The sequence below is a fragment of the Agreia sp. Leaf244 genome, from assembly GCF_001422695.1.
Lineage (GTDB): Bacteria > Actinomycetota > Actinomycetes > Actinomycetales > Microbacteriaceae > Agreia.
On sequence record NZ_LMLX01000005.1, the window covers coordinates 38,063 to 57,664 of the forward strand.

Genomic DNA, 19,602 nt, shown 5'->3' on the forward strand with positions numbered 1-19,602 from the left:
CGCATCAGGGGTGTCGAGCCTCAACCCTTGCCGCCGCGATCAGCCCGAAGGCGATGAGTGCCAGCACCGAGCCGGCGACAACGAGCAACGGTGCCGACCATCCGTCGGAGACCTCGTGCACGGCGCCCACGATCGTCGGTCCGGTCGCGGCGAGCAGGTATCCGCCGCCCTGAACGAACGCGGACATGCCCCGAGCCTGGTCGTCGCTGCGTGACATGCGCACGATGATGATGAAGACGATCGTGATGCCGCCGCCCTGAGCTGCGCCTCCGAGCACCGACCAGAGGGGCCACAGGCTCGGATTCACCAGCAGCCCCACCGGCATGGCGAGCCAGAGCACACCCACGAGCGCGACCACGGAGCCCGGGCGCCAGCGGCCAGCGAGCAGGGGAACCCCGAGCGCGCCGACCACGGCGAGGATCTGGAACACCGCGGAGCTGGCCCCCGCAGATCTCGCGTCGAGCCCCTGGAGGTCATGCAGGATCGTGGGAAGCCAGGTGGTGATTCCGTAATACGAGAACGCCTGCCCGCCGAACGCGAGCATCAGCAGCCACGCGGTGAGGCTCCGCCACGATGCGGAATGCGGGGTAGGGGCGTCGAGAACGTCCAGCGCCGGACCGCGGTCGCCGAGGATGGACCTGCGCCATCCGGCTGCCTGTCCCCACACGATGATGGCGACGACGATGAGCACGGCCCAGGCGGTGATTGCGGCCCGCCAGCCCAACCAGTCTGCGAGTGGAGCCGTGCCGAGGGAGGTCAGCATCGCGCCGACATTGAGGGTCGCGGTGTAGACACCCGTCACGATGCCGACCCGCGCGGGCGGGAAGTCTCGGCGCACGACCACGGGAACGACGACGTTGCCGATCGTGATCGCGACACCGATCACGACTGTGCCGATGACGGCGACGGCGAAGCCGCCCTGGGCGCGGATCAACGTTCCTACCAGGATTCCCGCGAGCGAGATCAGCACGGCGCGTTCCGGTCCGGCACGACCGATGAGAGCCGCGGCCACGGGTGTCGCCAGGGCGAAGCACAGCACGGGGAGACTCGTGAGCAGCCCGGCGGTCGCGGCAGAGAGGTGGAGGTCGTCGCGGATCTGGCCGATGACGGGCGCGATGGCCACGATCGGGCCTCGCAGGTTCAGTGCGAAGAGGACGACGCCCGCCAGGAGGAACCACGGCATCGCGCGGGAGGTGGACATGGAGCCGCGCGAACTGTTCACTCTCCATTATCTCGGATGCCGCCGGTTCAGCCGGGCCACAGGCTCGGTCGCAACAATGGATGCCTGAGTCGATCGAAAGGACATGTCGTGGGATTCATCGACAAGCTTCTCGGACGTGAGCCGGAGCAGCCCTCAGCTGCAGCTGCGCAGGCGGCGCCCGACTATGGAACGCCGCCCGGAGCGGTGCGCGATGCACAGGCGGGCGGCCGCTCCGAGGACGACATCGCCATCGAGCGCTACCGCTACCTGCTGCGTACGGCGCCGCCCGAGACCATCGAGCAGGTGCACGAAGAGGCCTTCGCTCGGCTGACGCCCGAGCAGCGTGCGCAGCTGTTCGCTCAGCTCAGTGCCGAGGCACCGACCGGCGAGGCTCCGCGCGATCAGAGCGCCCCGGCGCTCGCGCAGGCCGCAACCCGTTCCGAACTCCGTAACCCGGGCACCCTCGAGCGTTCCCTCTCAGCACCGGCCCAGGGCGGATTCGGAATGGGCATGGGTTCGATGTTCGCCGGTTCGCTGCTCGGCAGTGTGGCCGGCATCGTCGTCGGCTCCGCGATCGCGCAGGCGTTCATGCCCGACCTCGGTGGAGGCGAGGCATCGGGCGCGGATGCTGGCGGCGCGGACGCGAGTGGCGCCGATTCGGGCGGTGCGGATGCTGCCGGTGCCGATGCTGGCGGCGCGGATGCCGGTGGCTTTGATGGCGGTGGCTTCGGAGACGCCGGCGGGGGAGATTTCGGAGGCGGCGACTTGGGCGGGGGCTTCGACTTCTAGGCCTGCTTCTTCGGTGCGACCGAGACGGGGTAGTCGGCGGCGTACCGGGCGAGAACGTCCGACACCGGCGCATCCATGACCAGGGAACCCTTGTCGAGGTACAGCCCGCGGGTGCAGAAGCGCCGCAGGTCTTTCTCGTTGTGCGACACGAAGAACAGCGTGCGGCCGCCGGCGAGCAACTCCTCGATGCGTCGGTAGCACTTCTCGCGGAACGCCTTGTCACCGACGGCCAGCACCTCGTCGACGAGGATGATCGGCTCTTCGAGCTGCGAGATGACGGAGAAGGCGATCCGCACCTTCATGCCGCTGGAGAGGTGCTTGTAGGGCGTGTCGAGGAAGTCGCCGATCTCAGCGAAGTCGATGATGCGCGAGAACCGCTCGTCGATCTGCGCCTTGGTCATGCCGTGCAGGCCCGCGGTGAGGTAGACATTGTCGCGAACCGACAGGTCGTCGACGAAGCCGCCGGTGATCTCGATGAGCGGTGCGACCCCCTCGTGCACCCGAACCGAACCCTCGTCGGGCAGAACGACCTCGGCGACGAGTTTGAGCAGGGTCGACTTGCCCTGACCGTTGCGCCCGATGACACCGATCGCCTCGCCCTGCTGCACAGTGAAGCTCACGTTGCGGAGGGCCCAGAACTCGCCGGGGCGTGATCGGCGGAGCCTGCCGGCGAACAGGTCTTTGAAGTTGCGTCTCGAACGTCGGTTGCGTTTGAACCGGATGCCGGCGTCGGCCACGGTGATGACGGGGGAGTCGGTCATCAGATCTCCTTCAGCACGGCACGTTCGGTGCGTCGGAACACGAGGATGCCTACGAGAAGCAGAAGAACGGACATCGCCGCGCTCACACCGACGAGATACCAGTCGAGCTGCTCGGGAAAGAACGCGGCGCGGTACAACGAGAAGATTCCGCTCAGAGGGTTGAACGCGGCGACGACGTGCAGCTGCTCGGGCAGGTCGGCCGTGCTGTAGATGATCGGAGATCCGTAGAACAGGGCACGGAGGGCGAGCTTCACGGCGCGCTCCAGGTCGCGGAAGAACACCACGAGGGGGGCCACGATGAGGCCGACCCCGACCGTGAGGACTCCCTGGATCAGGATGGCGAGCGGGAAGAGGAGGACCTCGACGTGCAGGGTGGCGCCGGCGAAAATGGCGAATGCCGCAAGCACCGGCAGGCTGGCGACAAACTCGATGCCCTTGGAGAGCACGAGGCGGTTCACCCAGATCGTGCGGGGGATCTTGGTGGAACGAATGAGCTTCGCCTCGCGGAGGAATGCGCGCGTTGCGTCAGCGGTCGTGCCGTTGAACCACATCCACGGCAGCAGGGCGGCCAGCAGAAAGACGATGTACGGGTCTTCGCCCACCGACTTCTGGAACACCTGGGTGAAGACGAACCAGTAGATGAGCGCCATCACGAGGGGATCGAGGATCGACCACACGTATCCGAGCGCAGACGTCGAGTAACGAACTCGGAGATCGCGGCGGGTCAGCAGCCAGAGGGCGTTGCGATACCGCGCGAACGGGGTGCGCTGGTTCGGCCGCACCTCGCTGAGCGTCGTCGTCACGTGCCGTTTCTCATTTCTCTGGAAGAACAACGCTCCACTCTATCCCGCACACGAATCATGCCCCCTCGCTCCGATCGATGATCGGCGCGAAGGGGCATGGACTCGAAGCTGGTGCCCGAATGGATTCGGACGCTGGGACGCGTCAGACGAAGAGGTTGGCCCGCTCCAGGTCTTCGGCGAAGTCGACCTCGACTGCATAGAGGTCTGAGATGTCGACAGGCTCGACGAGAAGCCGGTTCTGCTCGATGGCGAGCTCGAGGCCCCGCTCGAAGTAGTCCTGGTCGCCGACGACCTTCAGCTGGCGCAGCAGCGTGGCCTTGTCTGCGGCGGAGATGTAGTTGATGCCGACGGCCTCGCCCAGACCGCCCTTGACGGTCTTCGACAGCTCCTTGATGTAGCCCTCGGCGCTGGTCGTGTACTTGACCTCTTCGTCGGAGACCTTCGATGTGTTGACCGTGACGAAGGACTGCTCGCGGGCGATCATCGCGGCGGCGCGATCGAGAACGGCCGGGTCGAAGACGACGTCGCCGTTCATCCACAGCACACCGCCGGGGCCCGACGCCTGCAGGGCGCGCATGAGGCTCTTCGACGTGTTGGTCTGGTCGTACTGCTCGTTGTAGACGAAGGATGCCTGCGGGAACGCCTCGATGATGTGCTCGAGCTTGTAGCCCACCACGATGGTGACCTTGGCGCTGTTGCCGAAGGCGTGGTGGATGTTGTCGAACTGCTGACCCATGATCGTGCGGCCATCGTTGAGTTCAGTGAGAGGCTTCGGAAGGCTGCGGCCGAGGCGGCTGCCCATTCCTGCGGCGAGGATGACTACCTGGGTGGTCATGATGATCTCCTTGATGGTGCGAAAGTAATGAGGACAAGACTGCGCATCGGCCCAGGAATCGAGTATTCAGAAACCGTTAAGCCGATTGAGAGGCGCTGGACACTCCGTTATGTCGCACTTCACTGTATCGTGTCCCTCTTTTCGGGTCACGTGAGGATCGACCATTGTTTCGTGTTCGTGATATAACCTCCAGCTGTTTCCCGGGGAGTGAAGTCGGGGATGAAAGCGCATCAGTGTGTGTCCTTCATGAATGCGAGTGTCGGTCTCGGCTGATACCTTAAGTTCGGTGAGCTCAGAGTCAGATATTTCAACGACCGGGGGCGAAGGCGACGACGAGTTGAACGAGGAGCTGAAATCCTCTGACGCAGAACCCGTGGCCGGTGCCCGCACCGCACGTTCTGAGACCACGAATGCATCGACATCAGCACGAAAGCCTTCATCTGCTCGAACAGCCAAGACTCGTTCGGCAGGTGCGGCAAAATCCACCACGACGGTTCGCCCGTCACGCACGGCGAAGCCGCGCAATCCAGTCCGACCGGTGAAGCCCGCCGACCCCGGCGTCGACGCGATCGGCGCAACCAGCGAAGAGGACGACGTGACACCCCAGTCTCCGACCGATGTGGCCGACAGCGACGTGGCCGACGACGCGCAGACGACCGGTCCGGGCAGCGCGTCCGAGCCGACCGGTGTCGATGACGCTTCTCCCGACGTGTCCGCCTCTCCCGATGAGACCGCCTCTCCTGACGACGCCGGCACCAAGCCGCGTCCTGCTTCTCCGCGATCTCCCCGTGCGCGAAGCGCCGCTGCCACGAAGGCCGCGTCCGGCTCGGCTCGCGTGCCCTCCGCCCCCCGTGCGCCGCGCAAGCCCGCAGCGCCCCGTTCGAAAGCCGCACCGTCGGCATCCGACGCGCCGATCGTGCTCGATCCGTCAGCGACTCCGATCAGCGCACCCGCGAAGAAGACGACACCCAAACCCGCGAGGATGACTGCGGCGCAGAAGAAGGCCGCAGCACTCGCCGAGGCCGAGGCCGCCGAGCGTGCCGCATTCCGCGCACAGCAGCCCGTCGTGCTCTCGATCGAGCGACTCATCAAGAAGTTCGGCAGCACGATCGCCGTCGACGGAATCGACCTCGAGGTGCGACAGGGCTCGTTCTACGGAATCGTGGGCCCGAACGGGGCGGGCAAGACGACGACGCTCTCGATGGTCACCGGACTCCTGCGACCCGATTCGGGAACCATCTCGATCAACGGCCTCGACGTCTGGGCGAATCCGGCCGAGGCCAAGAAGATCATCGGTGTCCTTCCCGACCGTCTCCGCCTGTTCGATCGCCTGACCGGGCGTCAGATGCTCTACTACGCCGGCACTCTCCGCGGCCTCGACAACAAGACCGTCAGAGAGCGCAGCGACGACCTTGCGGCGGCCTTCGGCCTCGAAGACGCACTCGGGCGCCTGGTCACCGACTATTCGGCCGGCATGACGAAGAAGATCGCTCTGGCCGCGGCCATGATCCACTCGCCTCGCATCCTCGTGCTCGACGAGCCCTTCGAATCGGTCGACCCGGTTTCGGCGGCGAACGTCATCGAGATCCTGCAGAAGTATGTGGAGACGGGCGGAACGGTTGTTCTGTCGAGCCACAGCATGGACATGATCCAGCGGGTGTGCGACGGCGTCGCCATCATCGTGCAGGGACAGGTTCTCGCACAGGGAACGGTCGATGAGGTCAGGCGCGACGGCACCTTGGAAGACCGCTTCGTCGAGCTCGCCGGTGGGCGCAAGGCAGCGGAAGGCATGGAATGGTTGCTGAATTCCTCAAACTGAAGTTCGCGCTTCTCGCCAACACCTTCAACCGCACCGCCAAGCAGAACGCAGGCATCGTCGTCGCGACCCTGGTGGGTCTTGCGCTGACGGTCGCGTGCGTGATCGCCCTCTCCTCGCTCGACGCGGGATCCGATGGGGCCCGCACCGCGGTGATCCTGGGCGGCTCGGTCGTCGTTCTGGCCTTCATCGTCGTGCCCCTCGTGTCGTCGGTTCCCGACCCGCTCGACCCCCGCAGATTCGCGCTGTTCGGCATCCCCGCGGCGACCCTGGCCAGGGGGCTGGCCATCGCCGGCGCGGTCAGCGTGCCCGTTGTTCTCACGCTCGTGGCAGCCGTCTTCACCGTGCCGGTCTGGTCTGAGAACGCCGCCACCACGCTTCTCGCCGTTCTGGCCGCACTGATCGCGGTTTCGACGATCGTGCTCGCTTCGCGCGTGGCCGCCCTCATCGCCGCAGTGGGTCTCTCTACTCGCCGATCGCGCGAGACCGCAGGCCTCATCACTGTTCTGCTGATCGTTCTCGCCTCTCCCGCCGTGGTGCTCTGGTTCAGCGTCAATTGGGGTCGAGACGGCTCGGGTCTCGTCGGCGCCGCGGCAGATGCCCTCAGCTGGAGCCCCTTGGGCGCCGCATGGGCTCTGCCGGCCGACGTCGCGACGGGCGTCTCCGGCGGCGAGGTGACGATCAAACTGCTGATCTCGCTCGCATTCCTCGCTCTGCTGTGGCTGTCGTGGCGTGCTCTCGTCGCGCGAGTTCTCGTCACGGCTCAACGATCCGTGCCCGAACGCGAACACGCGAACCTCGGCTGGTTCGCCCGCACGCCATCCACCCGGTCGGGCGCCGTCGCCGCCCGCAGCTTCACGTATTGGGCACGCGACGCCCGGTATCCGGTGCCCGTGATCGGAGTCTTCGGGTTCCTCGTGGTCGTCTTCCTCGCGTTCGTCATCGCAGGCATTCCGCTCACCTATCTTGTTCTCCTCACCGTGCCGGCGCTCTGCGCCACCCTGGCCTTCTCGGTGCACAACGATGTGGCGCTCGACAATTCGGCGATCTGGCTGCACGTGTCTGCAAGTCGTGTCGGTTTCGCCGACCGGCTCGGGCGCGTCGTGCCAGTTCTCGCGATGGGAGTCCCCCTCATTGCCGTGGGGTCGGTGGCGGCGGCCTTCTTCGCAGACGATTTCGAGGCGCTGCCGGCGCTCCTGGGCGTCAGCACGGTGCTGCTCCTGGCCGGGCTCGGTGTCGGAAACCTCCTCTCCGCCGTCTTCCCCTATCCGGCCGTGCGACCGGGCGACGGGCCGTTCTCGCAGCCGCAGGTCGGCGGCGGAACCGGATTCGTGGTGCAGATCGCGTTCGCTCTGTTCACCGCATTGTTCGCGGCCCCCTCCGTCTACTACGCCATCCTCGGCCTTCTCGGCGACGAGTCGGCGTTCTGGCCGTCGCTGTGGTGGGGCGCGGGCGCCGGCTTCGTCGTGCTCATCGCCGGCACCGTCATCGGCGGGGCGATCTTCGATCGACGCGGTCCCGACATTCTGGCCGCGGCGCTGCGCAACTGATCGGCTGCCGAACGACAGGGTCGTGAACGCATCCGGTGAAATTAGACTGGACGCATGAGTCACGTTTCGTCAGCCCGTCCGTCAGCCAGCATCGCCGAGCCGGGCGGTCCCCGCGAGGGCGGTGGAACCTCGACCCTCGATCGCGAGCTCGAAGAGCTGCTCGAGCAGGAGGCCATCGAGCCCGGCGATCACGAGCGCTTCTCGCACTACGTCAAGAAGGAGCAGATTCTCGAATCTGCGATGACCGGCAAGCCCGTCAAGGCTCTCTGCGGCAAAAAGTGGCTGCCGGGCCGCGACCCCGAGAAGTTTCCGGTGTGTCCTGACTGCAAGCGCATCTACGAGGGACTGAAGCCGGAGTAGTCCCGGCCGTTCCGGTCACACGTACAGCGTCGGGATCACCGGCTCGCCGCGGCCCAGACGGAACGCCTGGTCGGGGAGCTCGGCGATCGCATCCGCCCTGTGTGCCCGGGCGCGCTCGACGCCGCCGGGCCCGGTGAACTCCTCGTTCACGACTCCGTTGTCGATCAGGGTCACGAGCAGAGCGCGATCGGATGCCTCCGGCTGCGTGGTCTCTCCGACATGGATCGCTTCGGTTGTCGCGCGCCCGGACGAATTGATTCGACGAACCGGGTTCTTGCGACCCCCGACCGTGGCCTTCTCGGCCGACTTCTTGGCGACGGAGACCCACTCGCCCTCGGCATCGGTGTGCGCGACGAGCTTGTAGACCATGCCGGCCGCGGGGGAGCCCGACCCGGTCACGACCGAGGTTCCGACCCCGTACGAGTCGACCGGTGAAGCGGACAGCGCGGCGATCGTGTACTCGTCGAGGTCATTCGTGACCGTGATCTTCGTGTCGGGGTTGCCGAGCGAGTCGAGCTGTTCGCGCACGGCCTTGACGAGCGAGGGAAGATCTCCGGAGTCGAGTCGGACCGCCCCGAGGCGATCTCCGGCCACCTTGACGGCGAGCTCCACGCCGCGGTGCACGTCGAACGTGTCGACCAGGAGCGTGGTCGATGGGCCGAGCGCGTCGACCTGCGCCTGGAAGGCGGCCTCCTCGCTGTCGTGCAGGAGGGTGAACGCGTGGGCCGCCGTGCCCATCGTCGGGATGCCCCAGCTGCGGCCCGCTTCGAGGTTCGATGTGGCGCCGAAGCCCGCGATGTAGGCGGCGCGCGCAGCGGCGACGGCCGATCTCTCGCCCGTGCGCCGCGATCCCATCTCTGCCAAGGGTCGACCGGCCGCGGCCGACACCATGCGCGACGCCGCACTCGCCACGGACGAGTCGTAGTTGAGCACGCTCAGAATCAGGGTCTCGAGGATCACACCCTCGGCGAACGTGGAGTCGACGACGAGAATGGGGGAGTTCGGGAAGTAGACCTCGCCCTCGCGGTATCCCGAGATGGTGCCGCGAAAACGGTAGTCGGCGAGCCAGTCGAGTGCCGCCGTGCGCACGATGCCCTGCTCCGCGAGCCAGGTGAGTTCGGCATCGCCGAAACGGAAGGCCTCGATGAGCTCGAGGAGGCGCCCCGTGCCTGCCACGATGCCGTAGCGCCGGCCCTGCGGCAGGCGACGCGCGAAGGCCTCGAAGACGCATTCGCGCTCATGGGTGCCGGCCTGGATGGCCGCATCGAGCATCGTGAGTTCGTAGCGGTCGGTCAGAAGCGAGGATGCGGCGGTCACCGGGCAAGCATATCCGCGGCTCGTGCGCGCAGTAGTCTTGACGGGTGAGTGATGCGCCGATCGGAGTCTTCGATTCCGGTGTCGGCGGATTGTCCGTGGCTCGATCCATCCGCGATCAGCTGCCCAGGGAGTCCATCACCTACATCGGAGACACCGCCCGATCGCCGTACGGTCCCCGTCCCCTCGCCGAGGTGCGGGAGTTCGCGCTCGAGGCCCTCGACACCCTGGTCGACCAGGGCGTCAAGATGCTCGTCATCGCCTGCAATACGGCATCCGCCGCCATGCTGCGTGACGCCAGGGAGAGGTACTCCGTTCCCGTCGTCGAGGTCATCCAGCCCGCCGTCCGTGCTGCGGTGTCGTCGACGAAGAACCTCAGGGTCGGGGTGATCGGCACCGAAGGCACGATCCGGTCGAGGGCGTACAACGACGCGTTCGCCGCCGCTCCGCACCTCGAGCTGTTCACCCAGGCCTGCCCCCGCTTCGTCGAGTTCGTGGAATCCGGCGACACGACGAGCCGTGAACTCTTCGCCGTCGCCGAGCAGTACCTGGCCCCGCTTCGGGAGCACGACATCGACACCCTCGTGCTCGGGTGCACCCACTATCCCTTCCTTAAGGGCGCCATCTCCTACGTCATGGGCGATGGCGTCCGGCTGGTCTCCAGCGACACCGAGACGGCCAACGACGTCTACCGCGAGCTCGTGAGTCGTGGCATCGAGCGCACCTCAGCCGCGCCCGCCGTGCACAGATACGAGGCCACAGGAGACAGCGCCGACGAATTCATGCGCCTCGCCGATCTGATGCTCGGCCGACAGGTGTCGAGCGTCGAGCTGGTCGAGACCGGCGTCATCACACTTCCCCCCGCCCGCTGAACCACCAGGAGAACCCATGTCGAACGACACCCGCAAAGACGGCCGCACCGCGCAGCAGTTGCGCCCCATCACGATCGAGCGCGGATGGAGCGACCAGGCCGAGGGCTCGGCGTTGATCTCCTTCGGCAAGACCCGGGTGCTCTGCACCGCCTCGTTCACCAACGGCGTTCCCCGCTGGAAGCAGGGCAAGGGCCAGGGCTGGGTCACGGCCGAGTACTCGATGCTTCCCCGCTCCACGAACGACCGCATGGACCGCGAGGCCGTCAAGGGCAAGATCGGCGGTCGCACCCACGAGATCTCGCGACTGATCGGCCGCAGCCTGCGCGCGGTCGTCGACATGAAGGCTCTGGGCGAGAACACGATCGTGATCGACTGCGACGTGCTGCAGGCCGACGGCGGCACGCGCACGGCGGCCATCACGGGCGCCTACGTCGCCCTGGCCGACGCCATCGAGTGGGCTCGCACCAAGAAGTTCATCGGCCAGAAGTCGCAGCCCCTGATCGACAGCCTGTCGGCGGTCTCGGTGGGCATCATCGACGGCGCCCCCATGCTCGACCTGGCCTACGTCGAAGACGTGCGCGCCGAGACCGACATGAACGTGGTCGTCACCGGTCGCGGGCTGTTCGTCGAGGTCCAGGGCACGGCGGAGGGCGCTCCGTTCGACCGCTCCGAGCTCGACGCCCTGCTCGACCTCGCTCTCGCGGGCACGGCGGAGCTGGCGCAGATCCAGGCGACGGTCCTCGGGTCGGGCGAATGAGCATCCGGGTCGTTCTGGCGACGCACAACGCGCACAAGGTCGAGGAATTCCAGAAGATCCTGGCGGCCGAGATCCCCGAACTCGAGATCGTCGCCTACGACGGACCCGAGCCGGTGGAGGACGGTGTGTCGTTCGCCGACAACGCCCTGCTCAAGGCGCGTGCCGCAGCGGCCCACACCGGTCTGCCCGCCCTCGCAGACGACTCGGGCGTCTGCGTCGACGTGCTGGGCGGCGCCCCCGGAATCTTCTCCGCGCGCTGGGCCGGCCACGGCCGCGGTGCCCAGGCGAACCTCGACCTGCTGCTCGACCAGCTCGCCGATATCCGCGATCCGCATCGCACGGGCTGGTACGCGTGCACCATCGCCGTGGTCGTGCCCGAGCAGTCGGGTCGTCCGGCGAGCGAGCATCTCGCGGTGGGCGAATGGCGCGGCAGAATTCTGGATGCGCCGCGCGGCGAGAACGGGTTCGGTTACGACCCCGTGTTCATGCCCGAGGGGTTGGAGGTCTCGGCAGCAGAGCTGACGGCCGAGCAGAAGAACGCCGACAGCCACAGGAGCCGGGCCTTCCGTGAGCTGGTTCCCGTGTTGAGAATGAGCGTCATTCCTAACTAGCGGCGGCGCTAGGCGTATCGCGCCACGGGTGCCTACGCTGGAGGAACAATGGCTCAGACAGACGCGCACTCGCACGGATCGCACAATCATGCTTCGGCGACGACGAACCGCAAACGGCTCGGTTGGGCCATCGCGATCGTCGCGACCGTGCTGCTTGTGGAGGTCGTCGGAGCACTCGCGACAGGGTCGCTCGCCCTGTTCGCCGACGCGGGGCACATGGCATCCGATCTGATCGGACTGATCGTGGCGCTTGTGGCGACCGTCATCTCAGCGCGACCGGCCACCGAGAAGCACAGCTTCGGTTTTCAGCGGGTCGAGGTCTTCGCCGCCCTGTTCAACGGGCTGCTGCTGATCGGCGTGGCGGTCTTCGTCGCCGTCGAGGGCATCTCCCGCCTGATGTCTCCGCAGGAGGTGGACATACCGCCCCTGCCGCTGCTCGTCGTCGCAGTGATCGGCCTCGTCGCCAACTTCGGGGCCCTGATGCTGCTGCGCGGCGGAGCGGCCACGTCGCTGAACATGCGCGGCGCATACCTCGAGGTCTTCGGAGACCTGCTCGGATCGGTCACGGTCATCGTCGCGTCGATCGTGATCCTGACCACGGGCTTCGCCCCCGCCGACGCCATCGCATCGCTCGTGATCGCGGCCATGATCATTCCGCGGGCCGTCTCGCTGCTGAGCGACGTCATCCGGGTTCTGCTGCAACAGACGCCGGTCGACACCGACGTGGCGCAGATACGCAACCACATTCTCGAGGCCGAGGGCGTCGTCGACGTGCACGACGTTCACGTCTGGGCGGTGACCACCGGCAAGAACATCTTCTCGGCTCACGTGGTGGTCGACCAGCAGGTCTTCGAGGCGGGCGGATCGGGCCGCCTGCTCGACGAGCTGTCGTCGTGCCTGTCGTCTCACTTCGACGTCGAGCACTCGACGTTCCAGCTCGAGCCGGCGGAGCACGCCCGGCACGAGGAGCACCTGCACCCGTAGGCGCAGGCGTCCTCGTGACGAGGGGCTGCCTCTGAGGGCCGCTTTCGCGGACTACTTCTGGGGCAGCGCCTGAACGCCGAGGGTGCGATACAGCTCGACCTGCTGCACGGCCTCGAGCTCTGCCGGAGCGCCGGTGAGCGGGTCGTTGCCGCCGCCGGACTTGGGGAACGCGATCACGTCGCGGATCGAGTCCGTGGCCGCCAGCAGCGACACGACGCGGTCGAAGCCCATGGCGAATCCGCCGTGCGGCGGCGCGCCGAACGCGAAGGCCTGCAGCAGGAAGCCGAACTTCTCCTGCGCCTCCTCCTGGCTGATGCCCATGATCTTGAAGACGCGCTCCTGCAGCTCACGGGTGTGGATTCGGATGCTTCCGCCGCCGATCTCGTTGCCGTTGCAGACGATGTCGTAGGCATACGACAGGGCCGATTCGGGGTCGGAGTCGAAGGTGTCGATGAACTCGGGCTTGGGGGAGGTGAACGCGTGGTGCACCGCGGTCCACGCTCCGCCGCCGACGGCCACGTCTCCGCTCGCGACCGCGTCGCCAGCGGGCTCGAAGAGCGGGGCGTCGACCACCCAGGTGAAGGCCCAGGCGTTCGGGTCGATGAGGCCCTGGCGCGCAGCGATCTCGCCGCGGAGTGCGCCGAGGAGGGCGCGGGACGACTTCACGGCGCCCGCGGCGAAGAAGATGCAGTCGCCCGGCTGAGCTCCGGCGTGCGCGACGAGGCCGGCGCGCTCGTCTTCTGACAGGTTCTTGGCGACCGGGCCGCGGAGCTCTCCGTCTTCGCCGACGAGAACGTAGGCGAGGCCCTTGGCGCCGCGCTGCTTCGCCCATTCCTGCCACGCGTCGAGGGCGCGACGTGCCTGGCCCGCGCCGCCGGGCATCACGACGGCGCCCACGTAGGGAGCCTGGAAGATGGCGAAGTCGCTGCCGGCGAAGTAGTCGGTGAACTCGACGAGTTCGAGGCCGAATCGCAGGTCGGGCTTGTCGGAGCCGAAGCGACGCATCGCCTCGGCGTAGGTCATGCGAGGCAGGGGAGTGGGGAGCTCGACATCGATCGTGCGCCACATGGCCCGCAGCACCTTCTCGGCGAGCGCGATGACCTCGTCTTGATCGACGAAGCTCATCTCCACGTCGAGTTGGGTGAACTCGGGCTGCCGGTCGGCTCTGAAGTCCTCATCGCGGTAGCAGCGGGCGATCTGGAAGTACTTCTCGAATCCGCCGACCATGAGCAGCTGCTTGAACAGCTGCGGGCTCTGCGGGAGCGCATAGAAGGTGCCCGGCTTCAGGCGGGCGGGAACGAGGAAGTCACGGGCGCCCTCGGGCGTCGAGTGGGTGAGCGTGGGCGTCTCGACCTCGACGAAGTCCTCGTCGACGAGCACGGAGCGCACGGCCGCCGAGACCTTCGAGCGGAGCTTGAGCGGGTACGCGGCCTCCTCACGGCGAAGGTCGAGGTACCGGTAGGCCAGGCGAGTCTCCTCGCCCGGTTCGTCGTCGAGCTGGAAGGGCAGCACGTCGCTGGCGGCGAGCACCTCGAGGCTCGTGGCCTGAATCTCCACCTCTCCGGATGCGATGGCCGAGTTGACGTTGCCGGCGGGACGTTCGCGAACGATCCCCTTCACGGTGACGACGGACTCGACGCGCAGGCTCTCCGCCGTGGCCACGAGCTCGTCGCGGAAGGTGACCTGGGCGATTCCGGAGGAGTCGCGCAGATCGATGAAGGCGACGCCGCCGTGGTCGCGGATGCGGGCGACCCAGCCGGAGAGCATGACGTCGAGTCCCACGTCCTGGCGGGTGAGCGAGGACGCGTAGTTGGTTCTGTACATAGGGTGGTGTGGTGCTTTCTAGGCCTCGGGCTTGTGGTCGAAGACGTCGGGATCGAGCGCCAGGTCTGCGTGGGGCTGGGCAGCCTCCGCAGCGTTGGCCTTTCGAGCCTTCATCGTCGACTGCACGTAGTGCCAGATCGTGGGGATGAGCGTCGCCGCGACTGCGGCGAGCAGGATGATGTCGATGTAGCTGGTGACGAAGTCCCTGACAGGGGGGATGTTGCCGATCAGGTAGCCGGCGAACGTGACGCCGGCACCCCAGACGAGTGCGCCGATGAGGTTGTAGAGCGAGTACTTGCGGTAGTTCATGTGCCCGATGCCGGCCGCGATCGGAGCGAACGTGCGAACGATGGGAACGAAGCGGGCGAGGATCACCGCGAAGGCGCCGTACTTCGTGAAGAAGGCGTTCGTTCTCTCGACGTTCTTGATGCTGAACAGGCCGGATTCTTTGCGTTCGAAGATCCTCGGGCCGAACTTGTGGCCGATGAGATAGCCCACCTCGCCGCCCGCGAAGGCCGCGAAGCCGATGGCCAGACACACCCACCAGATGTCGACTCCGATACCCGGGCTGAAGGCGAGAACGCCGGTGATGATCAGCAGGGTGTCGCCGGGAAAGAGGAAGCCGATGAGGAGGCCCGTCTCGGCGAAGATGATCAGGCACACGCCGATGAGCGCGAACGGCCCGAAGCTCTGGATGAGCGTCTCCGGGTCGAGCCAGGGAATGAGTGCGGCGTGTGTCAAGTGGAGGCTCCAGTCGTCGGCGGGTCAGGTCTAGGCCGGTCGGCGGCGGACAAGGGGTATGTGTGCATCAAGAGTACCCCCGCGGCACACACAGGACATGGAGTACGGGAGAAGGGACTTGAACCCTCACGCTCGAAAGCACAGGAACCTAAATCCTGCGTGTCTACCAATTCCACCACTCCCGCAGAACACAAACAGTGTACCGGCGACGCGCTCGATCATGCTCTCCCGGGCACGAGCAGGCCGGACTCGTAGGCGATGATCACGAGCTGCGCCCGGTCGTGCGCGCCGAGCTTCGACATCATGCGGTTCACGTGCGTCTTCGCGGTCTGCGGAGAGATCACGAGACCGGCCGCGATCTCGCCGTTCGAGAGGCCGCCGCCCACGAGCAGCAAAATCTCTCGCTCGCGCTCGGTCAGTAGGGCCAGCTCGTCGGGCACGGGCCGTGCCGCGGGCTCGGAGGGAGACAGGTACCGGTCGATCAGCGCGCGCGTGGCCTTGGGTGAGAGCAGTGCCTCGCCGTCGTGCACGGTGCGGATCGCCGACATCAGTGCGTCGGCCTCCGTGCCTTTGCCGAGGAACCCGCTCGCGCCGGCCTGCAACGCGCGCAGCACGTACTCGTCGACTTCGAACGTGGTGAGGATCACGATGCGGGTGCCGGCGAGCAGGGGGTCGGCGCAGATCGCCTCGGTCGCCTGCAGGCCGTCCATCACGGGCATCCGGATGTCCATGAGCACGATGTCGGGGCGGGTCGCGCGAACGACATCCACGGCCTCACGACCATTCGACGCCTCTCCCACGACCGTGAAGCCCTCTTCGTGAGAGACGAGTTCGCTGACGGCGGTGCGGATCAGGGCCTGGTCGTCGGCGAGTACGACGGAGATCATGCGTGGCCCTTCGGGTCGGTGGTGGCGTGCGCGCTGCCGCGCACCCCCGGAGCGGGTTCGTCGAACGGAAGGTGCACGACGAAGCGATGCACCGGCCCCGGACCGAACGACGTCTCGAGGCTTCCACCGACCGACGACACGCGCTCGCGCACGCCGACGAGCCCGTGCCCGCTCTCGACGACGATCCAGTCGTCGCGGCGCGGCTTCGTCACGTTCGTGACCGTGATGCCGAGGCCGTCGGTGCTGTAGTCGAGCTGAACGAGGGCGGTGCCGTCGCCGCCGTGCTTGTGCGCGTTCGTCAGGCCCTCCTGCAGAACGCGGTGGGCCACGATGTCGCGCAGGGAGTCGAGCTCGACCGGTGTGCCGACCGTCCTCTGTTCCACGGTGAGCCCGGCCTTCGAGAACTCGTCGATCAGCTGGGGGAGATGGGAGAGGCCGGGCGTGGGCGCGAGCGTCGCCGAGTGCGCGCTGTCGCCCGAGCGGAGCACGGTGAGGAGGCTGCCTATTTCGCCGAGCACGGTGCGAGCCGCCTCACGCACGGTGGTGAGGGAGCGTTCCGCGTCATCCGGTCGCGTGCGGAGCGCCTGCGAGGCCGACGCGGCGTGCAGATTGATCACGGCGATCTGGTGGGCCATCACGTCGTGCAGGTCGCGCGCGATGGCGAGCCGCTCCTCGGCCACCCGCCTCTCGGCCTCGGACTCGCGGGTCTCCTCGGCTCGTCGTGCCCGCTCGGTGATGGCCTGGATGAAGGCCCGACCGTTGTACTGCGCGATTCCGCCGGTCGCTGCGAGACCGACGAGGGCCACGAGCGTGATCAGTGATTCGAGCCCGCGCGAGCCTTCAGGCCTCGCGACGATCACCGAGATTCCGATGGCGGCGACGGCGATACCGGCCAGGATGAGCCCCGGGGCGCGGCCCTGCCGGGATCCGACGCCGAAGACGGTGATCATCACCGTGAGGATCGAGGCGATGACGGGACCGGGACCGATCAGCTGCAGGCTCGACAGCACCACCGATGCGCATGTCGCAGCGATCGCGACCGCCGCGGTGCTGCGGGGATACCGCGTTCGCAGTACGAGAGCGGCGACCAGAACGATCGCCACCACGGCGGAGGTTGCCAGCACCTCGGTCGTCGAGCCGGCGAGCGGTGTTGCGCTGTGGGATGCGACGACGACGGGAATGCAGACGACGATGATCGCGAGGGCCGAGGGGATCCAGCGCAGCCGCGGGGGCAGAGGAGACTCGAAGGGCGCATGGAACGCTCGAGGATCGGATCTCATGGCGCTCCTCTCTTCGCTGCTTGTCTGCGTCTGCTCGCTGTCGTCCAGTCTCGCAGCACGCCCGGGCCTGGCGCGTCCCACGTTCGTGGTAGCCGAAGATGCCGTGCAGGGGTGACGACGGGCATCCTTCTCGCGGTCAGGCTGGAGTCATCGTGCACAGTGCACGTGACGACAACACAGGAGCATTCATGCCGGTCCCGGTTCTCGCGGCGCGAGACGTCAAGAAGTCCTATGGGCGAGGAGCAGCCCGCTTCGACGCGCTGAAGGGGGTGTCGCTCGACATCGAGGAGGGCGAGTCCATCTCGATCGTCGGCAAGAGCGGGTCGGGCAAGTCGACGCTCATGCACCTGCTCGCGCTGCTCGACAAGCCGTCGACCGGTGCTGTCGAGCTGAGCGGTCGAGACGCGGGCGCCCTCGGCGGCAGAGTCCTCAACCGCACACGCAACCAGACGTTCGGGTTCGTGTTCCAGCAGTTCTTTCTCACGCCCAACACCTCGGTGCTCGACAACGTGACGTTGCCGCTGCGCATCGCCGGGGTCGGTGGTTCCGAGAGGCGCCGGCGCGGAATGGAGGCGCTCGAACGCCTCGAACTCGCCGACAAGGCGAAGAACAAGGCGACCGACCTCTCGGGCGGCCAGAAGCAGCGCGTGGTCATCGCCCGCGCGCTGGTGAACGAGCCCCGCGTGATCTTCGCCGACGAGCCCACGGGCAACCTCGACACGGCCACGGGCGCGGTGGTCGAAGACATTCTCTTCGACCTCAATCGGCGCACGGGTATCACTCTGATCGTGGTGACCCACGATGAGGACCTGGCGGCGAAGACCGACCGCAGCGTCTTCATTCGCGACGGCCTCATCGTCGACCGCAACGGAGCGAGCGCATGAGCGGCCTCGATCTGATCCGTTCGGCGATCAGCAACACGTTCCGCAGCAAGACCCGCACAACTCTCACGGTGCTGGCCATCTTCATCGGCGCCTTCACGCTGGCGCTGACCAGCGGGGTGGGAACGGGCATCAACCGCTACATCGACACGACGGTCTCCTCCATCGGTGCGGACGACGTGATGACGGTCACGAAGACCGCGGAGGACACGTCGTCGGGGCCGGCGAAGTACGAGCCCGACACCACCAACGTCGAGAGCGCGACCGGAAGGCCGGGATCGACGGTGGAGGCCATCACGGCGGCGGAGCTCGACGATATCCGCGCCGTTCCCGGTGTCGAGTCGGTCGATCCGGTGCTGACGGCCCGGCCGAACTACGTGGAGTACGACGGGGGAACCCAGTACCAGGCGGCGATCGGCGGCTTCGTGTCGGGCATGAGCCTCGACCTGGCCGCGGGCTCGGAGCCCTCGAGTGACAGCGACACCTTCGAGGTCGCCCTGCCCGTGTCGTACGTCGAGCCGCTCGGCTTCTCGAGCGATTCGGATGCCGTGGGCAAGACGGTGACGTTCGGCGTCACCGACCAGACGGGCGCGTCGAGCACCATCGAGGCCACGATCACCGGCGTCGCCGAGGCGGGGCTGCTCGGATCGTCGAGCCTCACCGCGAACGACGCGCTGACCACAGCCCTCTACGATGCGCAGTCGGTGGGCCTCAGCTCGTCGAGCAAAGACAGCTACGCCTCGGTGAGCCTGCGCTTCGACCCCGCCTCGTCTGATGAGCAGGTGTCGACGATCAAGAGCGACCTCAAGGGGCTCGGCTACGACGCCACCACCGTGGAGGATCAGATCGGGTCGTTCAAGACCATCATCGACGCCATTGTGCTGGTGCTGAACGGCTTCGCCGTGATCGCCCTGATCGCGGCCGGCTTCGGCATCGTGAACACCCTTCTGATGAGCGTGCAGGAGCGCACCCGCGAGATCGGGCTCATGAAGGCGATGGGCATGGGCGCCGGCCGGGTATTCGGCCTGTTCAGCCTCGAGGCCGTGTTCATCGGGTTCCTCGGAAGCGCGATAGGAGCGCTCGGCGCGATCCTCGCGGGAACGGCGCTGAACGGCGTTCTGGCCAACGGCCTGTTGTCGGCGCTGCCGGGGCTCACGCTCATCGCGTTCGACCCCGCCTCGATCGCGGTCATCATCCTCGTGGTGATGGGCATCGCGTTCCTCGCCGGAACGATCCCGGCGCTGCGTGCGGCGCGGCAGGATCCGATCGAGTCGCTGCGGTACGAGTAGGCCGCTCGGTCGTAGCTCGTTCAACTGTTCGTCGGAGCCCTGTGGAT

Annotated in this window: 19 protein-coding genes and 1 tRNA gene; 10 read left to right on the plus strand and 10 right to left on the minus strand. The window is 67.0% G+C overall.

Going from position 1 to position 19,602, the window contains the following annotated elements:
• Window positions 1-4: 4 nt before the first annotated feature.
• The gene (locus ASF06_RS14475) at window positions 5-1,201 is read right to left on the minus strand and encodes an MFS transporter (protein WP_055948668.1); all 1,197 of its coding nucleotides are present in this window, start codon (window positions 1,199-1,201) and stop codon (window positions 5-7) included.
• 108 nt (window positions 1,202-1,309) lie between these two features.
• Here ASF06_RS14475 and ASF06_RS14480 point away from each other — a divergent pair, with 108 nt between their 5' ends.
• A complete protein-coding gene (locus ASF06_RS14480; protein ID WP_055948671.1) occupies window positions 1,310-1,990 on the plus strand; it encodes a hypothetical protein in 681 nt (226 codons plus the stop codon).
• Here the strand turns inward: ASF06_RS14480 and ASF06_RS14485 are convergent.
• From ASF06_RS14485 to ASF06_RS14495, 3 genes are all read right to left on the minus strand, one after another.
• Window positions 1,987-2,751, minus strand: coding sequence for an ABC transporter ATP-binding protein (locus tag ASF06_RS14485; protein ID WP_055929675.1), 765 nt, complete (start codon window positions 2,749-2,751; stop codon window positions 1,987-1,989). The genes ASF06_RS14480 and ASF06_RS14485 overlap by 4 nt on opposite strands.
• Complete coding sequence (locus ASF06_RS14490; protein ID WP_235501030.1) at window positions 2,751-3,554, minus strand: ABC transporter permease; 804 nt, start codon at window positions 3,552-3,554, stop codon at window positions 2,751-2,753. Before ASF06_RS14490 ends, ASF06_RS14485 begins: the two co-directional genes overlap by 1 nt.
• A 142-nt stretch (window positions 3,555-3,696) precedes the next feature.
• A complete protein-coding gene (locus ASF06_RS14495; protein WP_055929672.1) occupies window positions 3,697-4,389 on the minus strand; it encodes a phosphocholine cytidylyltransferase family protein in 693 nt (230 codons plus the stop codon).
• 538 nt (window positions 4,390-4,927) lie between these two features.
• Here ASF06_RS14495 and ASF06_RS19235 point away from each other — a divergent pair.
• Genes ASF06_RS19235 through ASF06_RS14510 form a run of 3 tightly spaced genes read left to right on the plus strand, consistent with a single transcriptional unit; the run spans window position 4,928 to window position 8,115 of the window.
• A complete protein-coding gene (locus ASF06_RS19235; RefSeq protein WP_235501031.1) occupies window positions 4,928-6,208 on the plus strand; it encodes an ABC transporter ATP-binding protein in 1,281 nt (426 codons plus the stop codon).
• Window positions 6,184-7,755 carry a hypothetical protein gene (locus ASF06_RS14505; RefSeq protein WP_157439226.1) on the plus strand — a complete coding sequence of 524 codons (1,572 nt, stop codon included), beginning with the start codon at window positions 6,184-6,186 and terminating at the stop codon, window positions 7,753-7,755. Before ASF06_RS19235 ends, ASF06_RS14505 begins: the two co-directional genes overlap by 25 nt.
• Window positions 7,756-7,809: 54 nt before the next feature.
• On the plus strand, window positions 7,810-8,115 hold the full coding sequence (locus ASF06_RS14510; RefSeq protein WP_055948677.1) for a DUF3039 domain-containing protein: 306 nt from the start codon (window positions 7,810-7,812) through the stop codon (window positions 8,113-8,115).
• Between the two features lie 15 nt (window positions 8,116-8,130).
• Here the strand turns inward: ASF06_RS14510 and ASF06_RS14515 are convergent, their stop codons facing one another.
• Complete coding sequence (locus ASF06_RS14515; RefSeq protein ID WP_082500981.1) at window positions 8,131-9,432, minus strand: nicotinate phosphoribosyltransferase; 1,302 nt, start codon at window positions 9,430-9,432, stop codon at window positions 8,131-8,133.
• Between the two features lie 44 nt (window positions 9,433-9,476).
• Between ASF06_RS14515 and murI the strand changes: the two genes are divergently transcribed.
• The 4 genes from murI to ASF06_RS14535 are packed head-to-tail and all read left to right on the plus strand — an operon-like array spanning window position 9,477 to window position 12,653.
• Complete coding sequence (murI, locus tag ASF06_RS14520) at window positions 9,477-10,301, plus strand: glutamate racemase (protein ID WP_055929662.1); 825 nt, start codon at window positions 9,477-9,479, stop codon at window positions 10,299-10,301.
• A 16-nt stretch (window positions 10,302-10,317) separates the two neighbouring features.
• Window positions 10,318-11,058, plus strand: coding sequence for a ribonuclease PH (gene rph / locus ASF06_RS14525; protein ID WP_055948679.1), 741 nt, complete (start codon window positions 10,318-10,320; stop codon window positions 11,056-11,058).
• Window positions 11,055-11,669 carry an RdgB/HAM1 family non-canonical purine NTP pyrophosphatase gene (gene rdgB, locus ASF06_RS14530; RefSeq protein ID WP_055948682.1) on the plus strand — a complete coding sequence of 205 codons (615 nt, stop codon included), beginning with the start codon at window positions 11,055-11,057 and terminating at the stop codon, window positions 11,667-11,669. The genes rph and rdgB overlap by 4 nt, the downstream gene beginning before the upstream one ends.
• A gap of 48 nt (window positions 11,670-11,717) precedes the next feature.
• Entirely contained in the window at window positions 11,718-12,653 is a 936-nt protein-coding gene (locus ASF06_RS14535; RefSeq protein ID WP_055948686.1) for a cation diffusion facilitator family transporter, read from the plus strand.
• 51 nt (window positions 12,654-12,704) lie between these two features.
• On the opposite strand, the gene aspS is transcribed toward ASF06_RS14535, so the two are convergent.
• From aspS to ASF06_RS14560, 5 genes are all read right to left on the minus strand, one after another.
• Window positions 12,705-14,477 (minus strand): aspartate--tRNA ligase, encoded by a 1,773-nt coding sequence (gene aspS / locus ASF06_RS14540; RefSeq protein WP_055948689.1) that lies wholly within the window; start codon window positions 14,475-14,477, stop codon window positions 12,705-12,707.
• 18 nt (window positions 14,478-14,495) lie between these two features.
• A complete protein-coding gene (locus tag ASF06_RS14545; RefSeq protein ID WP_055948692.1) occupies window positions 14,496-15,218 on the minus strand; it encodes a DedA family protein in 723 nt (240 codons plus the stop codon).
• Between the two features lie 103 nt (window positions 15,219-15,321).
• A tRNA-Leu gene (locus tag ASF06_RS14550) sits at window positions 15,322-15,403 on the minus strand.
• A 33-nt stretch (window positions 15,404-15,436) separates the two neighbouring features.
• Window positions 15,437-16,105 carry a response regulator transcription factor gene (locus tag ASF06_RS14555; RefSeq protein WP_055948695.1) on the minus strand — a complete coding sequence of 223 codons (669 nt, stop codon included), beginning with the start codon at window positions 16,103-16,105 and terminating at the stop codon, window positions 15,437-15,439.
• Window positions 16,102-17,385 (minus strand): sensor histidine kinase, encoded by a 1,284-nt coding sequence (locus ASF06_RS14560; RefSeq protein WP_055948697.1) that lies wholly within the window; start codon window positions 17,383-17,385, stop codon window positions 16,102-16,104. Before ASF06_RS14560 ends, ASF06_RS14555 begins: the two co-directional genes overlap by 4 nt.
• Window positions 17,386-17,573: 188 nt before the next feature.
• Here ASF06_RS14560 and ASF06_RS14565 point away from each other — a divergent pair, with 188 nt between their 5' ends.
• Together ASF06_RS14565 and ASF06_RS14570 are read left to right on the plus strand one after the other, a co-directional pair.
• Complete coding sequence (locus ASF06_RS14565) at window positions 17,574-18,269, plus strand: ABC transporter ATP-binding protein (protein WP_055948700.1); 696 nt, start codon at window positions 17,574-17,576, stop codon at window positions 18,267-18,269.
• Window positions 18,266-19,555, plus strand: coding sequence for an ABC transporter permease (locus ASF06_RS14570; protein WP_055948703.1), 1,290 nt, complete (start codon window positions 18,266-18,268; stop codon window positions 19,553-19,555). Before ASF06_RS14565 ends, ASF06_RS14570 begins: the two co-directional genes overlap by 4 nt.
• Window positions 19,556-19,602 lie beyond the last annotated feature (47 nt).

Bases quoted from the DNA above. Each gene is read 5' to 3' on its own strand.
- aspS (WP_055948689.1), bottom strand. From the start codon at position 14,477: ATGTACAGAACCAACTACGCGTCCTCGCTCACCCGCCAGGACGTGGGA.
- ASF06_RS14570 (WP_055948703.1), top strand. From the start codon at position 18,266: ATGAGCGGCCTCGATCTGATCCGTTCGGCGATCAGCAACACGTTCCGC.
- ASF06_RS14505 (WP_157439226.1), top strand. From the start codon at position 6,184: ATGGTTGCTGAATTCCTCAAACTGAAGTTCGCGCTTCTCGCCAACACC.
- ASF06_RS14495 (WP_055929672.1), bottom strand. From the start codon at position 4,389: ATGACCACCCAGGTAGTCATCCTCGCCGCAGGAATGGGCAGCCGCCTC.
- ASF06_RS14485 (WP_055929675.1), bottom strand. From the start codon at position 2,751: ATGACCGACTCCCCCGTCATCACCGTGGCCGACGCCGGCATCCGGTTC.
- rph (WP_055948679.1), top strand. From the start codon at position 10,318: ATGTCGAACGACACCCGCAAAGACGGCCGCACCGCGCAGCAGTTGCGC.
- ASF06_RS14560 (WP_055948697.1), bottom strand. From the start codon at position 17,385: ATGAGATCCGATCCTCGAGCGTTCCATGCGCCCTTCGAGTCTCCTCTG.
- rdgB (WP_055948682.1), top strand. From the start codon at position 11,055: ATGAGCATCCGGGTCGTTCTGGCGACGCACAACGCGCACAAGGTCGAG.
- ASF06_RS14475 (WP_055948668.1), bottom strand. From the start codon at position 1,201: ATGTCCACCTCCCGCGCGATGCCGTGGTTCCTCCTGGCGGGCGTCGTC.
- ASF06_RS14510 (WP_055948677.1), top strand. From the start codon at position 7,810: ATGAGTCACGTTTCGTCAGCCCGTCCGTCAGCCAGCATCGCCGAGCCG.
- ASF06_RS14565 (WP_055948700.1), top strand. From the start codon at position 17,574: ATGCCGGTCCCGGTTCTCGCGGCGCGAGACGTCAAGAAGTCCTATGGG.
- ASF06_RS14555 (WP_055948695.1), bottom strand. From the start codon at position 16,105: ATGATCTCCGTCGTACTCGCCGACGACCAGGCCCTGATCCGCACCGCC.
- ASF06_RS14535 (WP_055948686.1), top strand. From the start codon at position 11,718: ATGGCTCAGACAGACGCGCACTCGCACGGATCGCACAATCATGCTTCG.